Here is a 10,281-nt window from a genome sequence, read left to right on the forward strand (position 1 = left end):
CAGGTAGCCTCTATTGTTTCAGGTAGCCTTTAGCCGTATTGGCCGCCAGCACGTCCAGCGCATCCGTGCCGATACCGTCCGGCTGCCAAATCCTAATGCTGTCCAATTTGCCGCTATATCGACGCTGCAATGCCCGCGCGGCCTGAATGCCGGTTTTATTCGGGTCGTTATCGGCAATAATGACCAGCTCCCGCACGCTATCGGGCAACACCAGCGATTTCAGCCCGTGCGCCGAACCGCAAGCCCACATCGGCACGCCCGATATATACCGCGCCGCTATCGCCGTCTCGATACCCTCGCACACACCCAATAGGCCGTTTTGCGGGCGGAATAGGCGCATGGCCGCACCGGTCAGGCTGCCCGCGCCCACCGCCTGCATTTTCTTGGCCGGCAGCCGTTGCCGGCTGCGCGGCTCATATAGCGCCGCCTTGGCCACTTCGCCGCCGGCGGCCACCGTGAGATAGGTTTGATGCAACCCGCACGGCTTGCCCGCCGTATCGCGGTAAACCGCCACCATAGCGGGGAAACGCCCGATAACACGCCCCACGTGCCAATAGGCCAAACGCGGATGCAGGCGCAAATCGCCGCTTATCGGCAACTGTTCCGGGTAGGGAATACCGCGCCCATGCAGATAATCCGCAATCAGCCGGCTGCCGTTCCACGGCTCGCATTCGCCCCATAAAGCCGCCAGCCGCTGCCGCTTGGCCTCATCCCTTACCGCTTCTTGCACAGGCGGCGCGGCTTTGGCCAACACCGGCGCAGGCTGCCCGCCGCCCATGCCCAACACCCCGGCCACCGCCCGCACCGCTTCCTTGAAGTCATAACCCGACACCAGCATCAGCAAATCAAAGCCGCTACCGCCATCCGGGGCACAATGGTTGCAGATAAAACCGCCACCCTGCTTATGGTCGGTAAAGCGGTAGCGGTCTTTGCCGCCGCAGGCAGGGCATGGCTGGTGTTTGCGCGTATCGGTATAGCGGGCATCCACGCCCAAGGCCGCCAAGATGGCCGGCCAGCGCCCGCGTGCCACCGCCTTCACTTCGGCTAGGGAAAAGCGCGGCCGTTTTTCGTCTGGATAACTCATGATTTGGCTTTCTTCAGGCTGCAAACCGCCCTGCCTAGTGCCAAAACGTGCGCTAGGCGGCCTGATTTGCGAAATTAAGGGGATAGAATGGAAAGATAGGGCAATACTGCCGCACGGCTTAAACGCGCTATAAACGCAAATTTAAGCCGTTTACCGCGCATTTATCGCTTGCGGTGTTTATGCCGGTTGCTTGCGGCGGCAGGCTGCCGGTCTGGCGTTTGGCTGCGCCGGTAGGCCAGCGGATTGCCCGACACCAGCCAAGCCCCGCCTGCCAGCTGCAAAATCATGGGATTGCCGGCCTCATGCGCCGCCGCATATTCCGCCGCTTCAGTAAAGCTGCCGCACTCCAGCAGCCCCGCCAGCGCCGCAGGATTGCACCTGTCCAGCGCCACCGTGCCGGCAGATACGCCCCACAGATACACACACCAGCGCTCACCCTGCCGCAACACGCCAATACGCGCACCCTCCGGCCGGTTGCCTCCCAATGCGGCTATCGCCTCCGCCGTTTCGGCAAGGCTGGCAAAGGCAAACAACGGCTTAATGGCTAAAGGGTTCATCGTTTGCCCCCTTCCTGCTTTTGCGTGCCGTTCAAAGCTTGTTGGAATCCTTGGCGGAAGCCGTATTGCTCCGTCAGCACACCGGACAGCTCGTGCAGATAGAGCAAAGCCGCGCCCAATTCCGCCATCAGCGCATTAGACAGGCGGGCGCTTTCCGCCGCGCCAAGCTCTTGCTGGGAAGCCGGCAGGGTGGCATGGTGTTCCAGCAGTCGGCCTACCGTTTCCAAGATAAAGCCCAAGCGCCGGGAGGCCACTTCCGACAGCTCGAGCAGGTTGTCCAGCTCGGTATCGGATAAATCAACCACATACTCCGCTGCAAGATACTCACGGTTGGCCAACAAGCCGGCCAAGCCGCCATATAGCGCCATATTGATGCGGCTGGTGTCGGGTTTGCCGGTATTCATGCCACACCTCCCGATACCACACGGCACACCGTCCATTTGTCGGCGGCGGATTGCTGGATATTGAAGCGGTAATGGTCGGCACGCGCGGCCGTCAGGCGGTCGATAAAGGCAGCAGCCTGTATCAGGCTGGGAAACGTGCGGATAGGATGAGAAACAAGCGGGCGTGAATAGCCCTGTCGGATTTTGGTCATGATTGCTTACCTCTTTCTGGTTAGGCTCTACGCCGCCTTTCCGTTCTCACGCGGTGGGGCGGCAGGGCAAAGGGCAAAGGGTGAGAAACCGACAACCAGTATCGGCAAGGCTTACGCCTTACTTTGCCCCCGCCTGCCTCTGAAAGGTAAAGCAAGGGGAATGCAAGCATGAAAATACCGCTTGGCGTGCTGGTGTCGGAAACACCTTGCGCGGTGGGCGGCTGCTTGCCTGGTTGTATCAGCTTCTCACGGCTGGCCGTTTGATTGAAAACGGCGCGGCCATTATTGCCCGGTGGAATTGTGCTGTCAAGGGGCGGTGGGGTTTTCAGGTAGCCTTTTCCGCTTCGCCCAGATGCACCACCGCGAACAGCGGCGGCGGATTGCCGCGCCGGGCATCTTCGCCGCGCAAGGCCGCCCGTTCGGCCTGCTCCACCATCGGCGGCGGGTTAGTATATGGCGAAATCGCCTGATAGGCCGCTGCAAACGGCAATCCTTCCAGCCACACCGGCAAAATACGCCCTTGCTCGCATTGCTCTCGAATACGCCTGATTTCATCATCCGGCGGTATCTGCCCGCTGCTTATCACGTCATACACCAGCAAGGCTGCTTGCAGGCTTTCCATTGCCGGTACATCGTCAAAATAGCGGACAAGGTACACCGCTCCCGCCTGTTTCGCGCGTTTCTCTGTTTCCAAACCCAAGCTATATAGCGCATTGCGGCGGCTGTAACTGTGGATTTGCACATCTGCCGGCCATTGCCCTGCTTCCAACGCGGCCAGCAGCCCCGCCCTATCCGTAAGGGCGAAAGTCAGATTGCTCCGGTCGCACAACAATACGGCTTGGCTGCTCATCTCGCCCCCTTCCCACCCTTATCGGCGGCGCTGGTGTTATGGGTGGCATGGCTCGCCGCAATACGCTTATCCAGCCACGCTTGCAGTCGGTCGGAAGGCCAAGCTACCGCATTGGCGGACAGCTGCACCCGCTGCGGGAAATCCGGGTCGTACCGCGTCTTGTCTTTCGGGTTGCACTTGGCATAAATCGCCGCCCGGCTCAAGCCGGTAATCGCCATCACATCGGGCAGGCGCAACATTCGGATGGAAATAGAACTATCAGCCATAAAATCCTCCATATAAATAAAAACTCCAACAAAAACCGTGTATTCATTGTCATTTAGGATAGCAACAATGGAATACACGGCAATGTAATCAGACAGCCGTTTTTATGGAATAGCCGATACCGTACAGGATATATCCTGTACGGTATCGGCTATATTTTTCTGCACTCCTTAACTCTACTTCCTTACTTTGTCAAATTTATACTGTCCTTGAATTTTTCAAACTCCTGTCCAGTTATGGCTTTTATTGCCCCCTCAAGGGTTTTATACCCATACGCAACATAATTTCTCATAGCAAACTGCCTTGCCGACAACTTGGGCTTTTCTTGTTTAGCCTCCACAAAAGCCTGTTGAAACTTCTGTCTATTTGCTCCCCTCACCTTAGCGGACTTAGCCGCCTGTTTACGGCTTTTATTCGCCAAAGCCCTAGCACCTAATTCAGCGAAATTAATCACACCATTTGCTGCTATATCCGCATGGGAAGCCAAGGCCAATAGTGCGGATACGTCTGCCATCAGCTCAAATACGGCTACCGGATTATAGAAAACAGAAACATGGTAGCCGTTTTCGTCCACTTGTTCATAAGCGGTTTCCAGCACATCTGTAATCGTTTCCCATTGATGGTAGTCATCCACTATCCGTCGATAGGCGGCAGCCAGCAAATGTTGCCGGGTTAATCCGATTATCCGGCGCTGCATACCGCATATTTTGACTGACAGCGGAATATCCGCTGCCTTGGGGAGCTGGCTTTTGTCTTTGTAACAGCCATACAGGGCAGCCGGCAAAACTGGGACGGTGTATTCATCCCGCGTTTTGTTGTATCGTCCTTTCCCTATCTCTGCATCAAAAGCAGCAATGATTTTATCTATATCGGCTAATATCTTGTCGATTTCTGCCACTGTCATCATTTCCAGCCAGCTTTCACATTCCAGCTTAGTCAGCAGCAGGCATGGGCTTAAATGCAATGCTACCTCGCGGCCACGCTGTAATAGCGGGTGTTGGCTGCCGTGTTCATTTGAAACCGTATCGCTCATCAAAACGCCCCATATTTCTGCCCCACAGCATAGGGAGGCCACACCGGCAGGCTTGGGGCTGCATCCTGCTTTTCGCCCTTGGTAGCTAATCGCGGGCTAGGTATGGCCGTAAACTTTTCAGGTAGCCTGTTTGGCTTGCTCGTACCGCTCCCGTAAAAAATCCGAATACCATTGCATCATTTCCTTGCGCTGCGGCAGGTATTCCGTGCGGTGGTAAGCGGCGCGCACTTTGTTTTGCTCCACATGGGCTAACTGCCGCTCGATAACGTCCGGCGGCCAGCCGTTTTCGTTCAGAATATCGGTAGCCAAGCTGCGGAAGCCGTGCGGTGTGGCTATGCCGCTGTAGCCCATCCTACCTGTCAGATAAGATAGGGTGTTTTCGCTCATGCACCTATCGGCATGGCTCACGGAGGGAAATAAATAGCGGCTGTAGCCGGTTATCGCCCGCAGTTCGGCCAGCAGTTCCAGCGACCAATTGGCCAGCGGCACGATATGCGGGGCTTTCATCTTCATTTTCTCGGCGGGAATGCGCCACTCTGCCGCCTCAAAGTCGATTTCCTCCCATTCCGCCCGCCTCAATTCCCCTGCCCGCACAAACAGCAGCATAATCAGCAGCATGGCTATCCGGGTTGGCTGCCGGATTTTTTCGGCCAGCAAACGGCGGTAAAACTCCACCAGCTCGGCTTGCGGCAAGGCGGGCTGGTGTTTTTGTTTGGGCAGTTTGATTGTGCCGGTTAGCACGGCGGCGGGGTTGTTTTCGGCTCGCTCTGTTCGGATAGCGTAGTTAAATACGGCTTTGATGCGCTGTAATATGCTGGCCGCCGTATCCAATGCACCACGTGCGGCCACCGCATCAACGGTTGCCTTCACGTCTTTAATACGGATTTCCGCTATCGGCAGGCTGCCAAGCGCAGGCAAAATATCCACCTCGAAGCTGCGCCACACTTTAGCGGCATGGCCTGCCGTCCAGCCGGCGCGCTGGTGTTCGTACCATTCGGCGGCCAAATTGCGGAAGGTGTTTTGTAGGGCGGCAATGCGCTCTTGTTTGGCCTGCTTCTTGGCTTCGCCCGGGTCTTGCCCGGCAGCCAGCAGCCGGCGCGCGCTTTCGGCGGCTTCCCGCGCTTCGAGCAGGGAGATAAGGGGATATTTCCCGATTGATAGTGTTTTTCGCTTATTAGCTATCGCGTAATCAAGCCGCCATAATTTGCCGCCCGCAGGGGTAACTTGCAGATACAGCCCGCTACCGTCAGTCAGCTTGTAAGCTTTGTCGGCAGGCTTGGCATTCTTTATTTGGCGGTCGGTTAGCGGCATTTTTACGGTATTTTTTCGGCGGTATTTTCAAAATACCGTAAAAGATACCGTAAAAATTCTGTTGCTTCAATGCAATTCGGATAGACGGCGGTAGATACCAAACAAGCCCTAAACATAGCTAGAAACCTTGCTGGGCTTGGGTCTTGTAGATTTAGATAGAAGGCGTTAGACAAAAAAATAACCGCTAAAATGCGGTTAGTGGTGGCCAGAGGCAGGATCGAACTGCCGACACACGGATTTTCAATCCGTTGCTCTACCAACTGAGCTATCTGGCCGCTTTCGCAGCTTATTATTACACCAGTTATTCCAATCTGAGTCAAGCTTTTCCGGGAAAATATTTTTGTTAATTAGCGAATATATTATTTTCTCAAATATTTTTCAGGTACCTTTCATCTCTTGTCTCTACCCTGATCCTGCCGCAAATGTTCCATTGCCAACTCAATAGTGTACAGCTGTTTACGGTAGTGTTTGCAAGGTGAACAAACGAGGAGATGCAATCGCAGTTGCCAGTGTTCCAGGAGGCTCAGCGGACGGTCGTGTTGTAGCGAAATCAGTTCTGCGGCTTGTTGGCATTTCAGCATATGCATCCTCCTTATCCGTTTAACCAATTACTTTGCAGACAGCGACGTAGGCCATTACGGGCGCGGTAAAGAATGGTGTAGCAGTTATCAGCGCTAATACCGGTTTGCTGACAAATTTCAGCCACTTCCAACCCCATCAACTCCCGTAGCATAAATACTCGCGCGGTATTGTCCGGTAATTGTTCGAGGCAGTATTCCATAGTATGCATAAATTCCTGCTGCCGGATGATGTCTTCCGGAGAAGCCCATGTTTGTGGGTTGGCGCTGTCCATCCAATGGCCGCTCTCGTCAAACTGCTGCCGGCGGACGGCATCGAGAAACTGCTCGTCTTCGCTGCTCACTTGCCATTGCAGTCGGTTTTGTCGGCTACGCAGGCTGTCTAATAAGGTGTTACGCAAAATAGCAAACACCCACGTTTGCCATTGTGCGGCAGCTTGAAACTGCTGCCGGCGAGCAAAAGCTTTCAGCAGGGTGTCTTGCACCACGTCTTCCGCCCATTGGGCATCGTGTAGTTGCAGGGTGGCAAAACGTAGAAGTTTGCGCCGCAGTTCGGCAACATCGGCCTGCTGCCAAACCTGTTCCAGGTGGTGATTAGGGTCTGCTTGGTTAGGTTTCATTTTGCTTTGGAAGGCTACCTGAAACTTTCAAGTAGCCCATTCTTTGTGATTAGACGATTTAGCTACTGCCATTCTGACATGCTAAGACCTTTGAAAAACTACCTCCCACGGGCACTTAGGGCATTATGCGCTACTCAATCGCTTACCTACCTCTAATGATATGCCTGTGCTGCGACAGCCAAACAAATTCTTTCTCCCCGCAAAGCAGCGAGCTGCAGAAAGCACAGTAGTACAACAAGGTGAGCTAACGCCGTAAGGGGAGGAGAAGAAGGTGTTTGGTGAAACGCCTTGAACTGCGCCCATATTCGGCAACTCTTAAAAGGTCTTATACCGCTAACTTCAGCAACTCAATTGGATTCTTCCAAAAGGTTACCTGAAACTTTTCAGGTTTGCCGTGAATGCTGCTGTGCATGTAGTCGATTTAATTGCCGCCGCTTCGATATGCTGCCGAATAGGAGCACAACTTTGCCACGGCCTCACGCAGTTGGGCGGCCAGCACGGCCAGTTCTGCATGATCGGCCATTTTATCTTCGTGCCGCGCCAGCTCGTGCACGTGCCCGGGAATCAAGTGCATATGGTAGTGGAACACGCTCTGGCCGGCTTCCCCGCCGTTGAGCTGCATTTGCACGATGCCGTGCCGCTGCAAAACTTTGCGCTGGGCAGCAATGATTTTCTTGGCAGCGGCAAACACGGCTTGTGCATATTCTAATGGCAGATCGCTCAGCTCCACGGCCTGCGTTTTCGGCACAATCAGCACGTGCCCGCGCGCCTGCGGCATCACGTCGAGGAAGGCGAGGACTTGTTCGTCTTCGTACACGGTGTGGTTGGGGATTTCGCCGCGCAGGATTTTGGCGAAGATGTTGTCGTTGTCGTATGCGGACATGGTGTTCTCCTTGATATTCGATAAAAATTTTTCGGCTACGCTGCGGCTGATATTTTTCAGGTAGCCTGCTGGGCAATCTGCTTCAAGCCCTAAGGCTACCTGAAAACTCACACGGCTTCCAGTTTGGCAAACTTGGTGTCCAGCACTTTGATGCCCTGTTTGCCGAAGTTTATGGTGAGGCGGGCGCTGTCGGCTTTGTGCTCGCCTTCGATGATTACGCCGGTGCCGAATTTAGGGTGGCGCACGTTTTGACCGATGCTGAAACCGTCATAATCCTGCTTCGCCACCGGTGCAGTCCATTCTGCCCTGCTCTGTTGAGGCCGGCCTTCGGGCACGGGAAAGCGTGGCTTGAGCACGGGGGTGAGTAAATGCAGTAAATCAGGCGGAATTTCTTCCACAAAGCGCGATACGGTGCCGAAATGGGTTTGGCCGTGCAACATCCGCTGTTGCGCCATGCTGATGTAGAGCCGCCGCCGGGCGCGGGTGATGGCCACATACATCAGCCGCCGCTCTTCTTCCAGCCCGCCCGGCTCGGCCAGGCTCAATTCGCTGGGGAAGCGGCCTTCTTCCATGCCGGTGAGGAATACGGCGTCGAATTCCAACCCTTTGGCGGCGTGCACGGTCATCAGCTGCACGGCAGATTCGTTGGCGGCGGCTTGGTTTTCGCCGGATTCGAGTACGGCGTTGCTCAGGAAAGCGAGCGCGGGGAAGGCGTGGCCCTCTGCGGTATCAGCAGGCAGGGTTTCAAACGTGCTGTCTTCAGGGCGGAATTCTTCGGCCGCACGAATGAGTTCGTCCAAGTTGTTTAAGCGGTCTTGATAGTCGGCTTTTTGGTTTTGGTAATACTCATACAGACCGCTGCTGCGCACGGCCTCGGCCACAATCTCAGGTAGCCCCACTTGGCCAATGCAGCCACGCAGGCTTTCAATCAGGCGCACAAAGGCTGCCACTTTGCCGTTTTTCACGGCCACGCGGCAGGCTGCCTGCCACAGCGGCATGCCTTCCTGCGCAGCAGCGGCTTGAATGTTTTCCACCGTACGGCTGCCAATGCCGCGTGCGGGCACGTTGATGACGCGCAACAAAGCGTTATCGTCGTCAGGATTAACCGCCAGCCGCAAATAAGCAAGTGCATGTTTGATCTCCTGCCGCTCATAAAAGCGCAGGCCGCCGTAGATTTTATAGGGCAGTCCTGCACGAAACAGAGCTTGCTCGAGAATTCGCGACTGGGCATTGCTGCGGTAGAGCACGGCAGTTTGTGCCAAATCCATGCCGTCCCGGTGCAGGGCTTTGATTTCTTCTACCACGAACTCGGCTTCTTCACCGTCGGTAAAGGCGGAAAGGAAGCGGATTTTTTCGCCATGCTCGGCTTCAGTGCGCAGGTTCTTGCCCAAGCGGCCGTCGTTATGGGCAATCACGGCATTGGCCGCAGCAAGGATACTGCCCACCGAACGGTAGTTCTGCTCCAGCTTGATAGGAGAGGCTACCTGAAATTCACGCATGAAATCGGCCATATTGCCCACGCGCGCGCCACGGAAACGGTAGATGCTCTGATCGTCGTCACCCACAGCAAATACAGCAGCATGTTGCCCAGCCAGAAGTTTGAGCCAATCGTATTGCAGTTTGTTGGTGTCTTGGAATTCGTCCACCAAGATGTGGTTGAAGCGGTTTTGGTAGTGAGTACGTAGGATCTCGTTACTTTGCAACACTTCATAGCTACGCAACATGAGTTCAGCAAAATCTGCTACCCCTTCCTGCCGACACAGACGATCGTATTCGGCATAGCATTCAATCAGGTGCTGCTCAAACGGATTGTTGGCATGTAGCACAGCAGCACGCAAACCTGCTTCTTTTTGCGCGTTGATAAAGCCTTGTAAGACACGCGGGGCGATGATTTCTTCGGAAATGTTGAGAGCTTTGAGCAGGCGTTTGACTAGAGCGAGCTGGTCACTGCTATCTAAAATCTGGAAGGCAGCAGGCAAACCAGCTTCTTTGTGATGCAAACGCAGAAATCGGTGGCACAAGCCATGGAACGTACCCAGCCACATAGCGCGAATATTAAGCGGCAACATGGCTTCGAGCCGGGCACGCATTTCTTTCGCAGCCTTATTAGTGAAAGTAACCGCCATCACCGAATGTAGGCTAGCTTGGGCGCTATGCAAGAGCCAAGCGATGCGGGTAGTAAGCACTTTCGTTTTACCACTGCCGGCACCAGCCAGCACCAAAGCAGATTGCGCCGGCCAGGTTACCGCAGAAAGTTGCTCATTGTTTAAGCCGGAAAGTAGGGAGTTTTTCGGAATAGGCGTGAACACGATATGGAGTATTGGGCTAACTAGAAAAGATGGATTATATAGTTAAAATTCTTAATTAATCTGAGTATTCTTTCCATTCCTTTCATCATACTCCCACAAAGCACAACACCCGCCATCAGGCAGGTGTCGTAAATAGGTGTTTGGCAGTGTCCTACTTTCGCACGGGTATCCGCACTATCATCGGCGCTGGTTCGTTT

Annotated in this window: 12 protein-coding genes and 1 tRNA gene; all 13 read right to left on the reverse strand. The window is 54.7% G+C overall.

All coding sequences use genetic code 11. The features are described from left to right. Positions 1–10 precede the first annotated feature (10 nt). Positions 11–1,084: a toprim domain-containing protein gene (locus tag A7P99_RS08150; RefSeq protein ID WP_067448202.1), complete on the reverse strand. Its 1,074-nt coding sequence runs from the start codon at positions 1,082–1,084 to the stop codon at positions 11–13. Positions 1,085–1,245: 161 nt separating this feature from the next. Then, entirely contained in the window at positions 1,246–1,641 is a 396-nt protein-coding gene (locus A7P99_RS08155) for a hypothetical protein (protein WP_067687183.1), read from the reverse strand. Then, positions 1,638–2,045, reverse strand: a complete 408-nt coding sequence (locus A7P99_RS08160) for a hypothetical protein (RefSeq protein ID WP_067528697.1) — start codon at positions 2,043–2,045, stop codon at positions 1,638–1,640. The genes A7P99_RS08155 and A7P99_RS08160 overlap by 4 nt, the downstream gene beginning before the upstream one ends. Beyond that, entirely contained in the window at positions 2,042–2,236 is a 195-nt protein-coding gene (locus A7P99_RS08165) for a hypothetical protein (RefSeq protein ID WP_067447883.1), read from the reverse strand. The genes A7P99_RS08160 and A7P99_RS08165 overlap by 4 nt, the downstream gene beginning before the upstream one ends. 325 nt (positions 2,237–2,561) lie before the next feature. Then, positions 2,562–3,086: a hypothetical protein gene (locus A7P99_RS08170; protein WP_067447881.1), complete on the reverse strand. Its 525-nt coding sequence runs from the start codon at positions 3,084–3,086 to the stop codon at positions 2,562–2,564. Next, on the reverse strand, positions 3,083–3,352 hold the full coding sequence (locus A7P99_RS08175) for an AlpA family transcriptional regulator (protein ID WP_167738627.1): 270 nt from the start codon (positions 3,350–3,352) through the stop codon (positions 3,083–3,085). Before A7P99_RS08175 ends, A7P99_RS08170 begins: the two co-directional genes overlap by 4 nt. 182 nt (positions 3,353–3,534) lie before the next feature. Further along, a complete protein-coding gene (locus tag A7P99_RS08180) occupies positions 3,535–4,383 on the reverse strand; it encodes a hypothetical protein (RefSeq protein WP_153705716.1) in 849 nt (282 codons plus the stop codon). Between the two features lie 117 nt (positions 4,384–4,500). Continuing rightward, a complete protein-coding gene (locus A7P99_RS08185) occupies positions 4,501–5,694 on the reverse strand; it encodes an integrase arm-type DNA-binding domain-containing protein (protein WP_067447875.1) in 1,194 nt (397 codons plus the stop codon). Positions 5,695–5,893: 199 nt separating this feature from the next. Next, positions 5,894–5,969 (reverse strand) — tRNA-Phe (locus A7P99_RS08190). A gap of 114 nt (positions 5,970–6,083) precedes the next feature. Beyond that, a complete protein-coding gene (locus A7P99_RS08195; protein ID WP_345840836.1) occupies positions 6,084–6,281 on the reverse strand; it encodes a zf-HC2 domain-containing protein in 198 nt (65 codons plus the stop codon). A 5-nt stretch (positions 6,282–6,286) separates the two neighbouring features. Further along, positions 6,287–6,892 (reverse strand): sigma-70 family RNA polymerase sigma factor, encoded by a 606-nt coding sequence (locus tag A7P99_RS08200; protein ID WP_067447871.1) that lies wholly within the window; start codon positions 6,890–6,892, stop codon positions 6,287–6,289. Between the two features lie 421 nt (positions 6,893–7,313). Next, positions 7,314–7,775: an HIT family protein gene (locus A7P99_RS08205; RefSeq protein WP_067528709.1), complete on the reverse strand. Its 462-nt coding sequence runs from the start codon at positions 7,773–7,775 to the stop codon at positions 7,314–7,316. Positions 7,776–7,882: 107 nt separating this feature from the next. Then, positions 7,883–10,084 (reverse strand): UvrD-helicase domain-containing protein, encoded by a 2,202-nt coding sequence (locus A7P99_RS08210; protein ID WP_067528703.1) that lies wholly within the window; start codon positions 10,082–10,084, stop codon positions 7,883–7,885. Positions 10,085–10,281: the final 197 nt, after the last annotated feature.

It is taken from the genome of Eikenella sp. NML120348, from assembly GCF_001648435.1.
Lineage (GTDB): Bacteria > Pseudomonadota > Gammaproteobacteria > Burkholderiales > Neisseriaceae > Eikenella > Eikenella exigua.

Excerpts from the sequence above, each read along its gene's own strand:
- A7P99_RS08150 (WP_067448202.1), bottom strand. The coding sequence starts at position 1,084 with ATGAGTTATCCAGACGAAAAACGGCCGCGCTTTTCCCTAGCCGAAGTG.
- A7P99_RS08195 (WP_345840836.1), bottom strand. The coding sequence starts at position 6,281 with ATGCATATGCTGAAATGCCAACAAGCCGCAGAACTGATTTCGCTACAA.
- A7P99_RS08185 (WP_067447875.1), bottom strand. The coding sequence starts at position 5,694 with ATGCCGCTAACCGACCGCCAAATAAAGAATGCCAAGCCTGCCGACAAA.
- A7P99_RS08165 (WP_067447883.1), bottom strand. The coding sequence starts at position 2,236 with ATGACCAAAATCCGACAGGGCTATTCACGCCCGCTTGTTTCTCATCCT.
- A7P99_RS08200 (WP_067447871.1), bottom strand. The coding sequence starts at position 6,892 with ATGAAACCTAACCAAGCAGACCCTAATCACCACCTGGAACAGGTTTGG.
- A7P99_RS08160 (WP_067528697.1), bottom strand. The coding sequence starts at position 2,045 with ATGAATACCGGCAAACCCGACACCAGCCGCATCAATATGGCGCTATAT.
- A7P99_RS08180 (WP_153705716.1), bottom strand. The coding sequence starts at position 4,383 with ATGAGCGATACGGTTTCAAATGAACACGGCAGCCAACACCCGCTATTA.
- A7P99_RS08170 (WP_067447881.1), bottom strand. The coding sequence starts at position 3,086 with ATGAGCAGCCAAGCCGTATTGTTGTGCGACCGGAGCAATCTGACTTTC.
- A7P99_RS08205 (WP_067528709.1), bottom strand. The coding sequence starts at position 7,775 with ATGTCCGCATACGACAACGACAACATCTTCGCCAAAATCCTGCGCGGC.
- A7P99_RS08175 (WP_167738627.1), bottom strand. The coding sequence starts at position 3,352 with ATGGCTGATAGTTCTATTTCCATCCGAATGTTGCGCCTGCCCGATGTG.
- A7P99_RS08155 (WP_067687183.1), bottom strand. The coding sequence starts at position 1,641 with ATGAACCCTTTAGCCATTAAGCCGTTGTTTGCCTTTGCCAGCCTTGCC.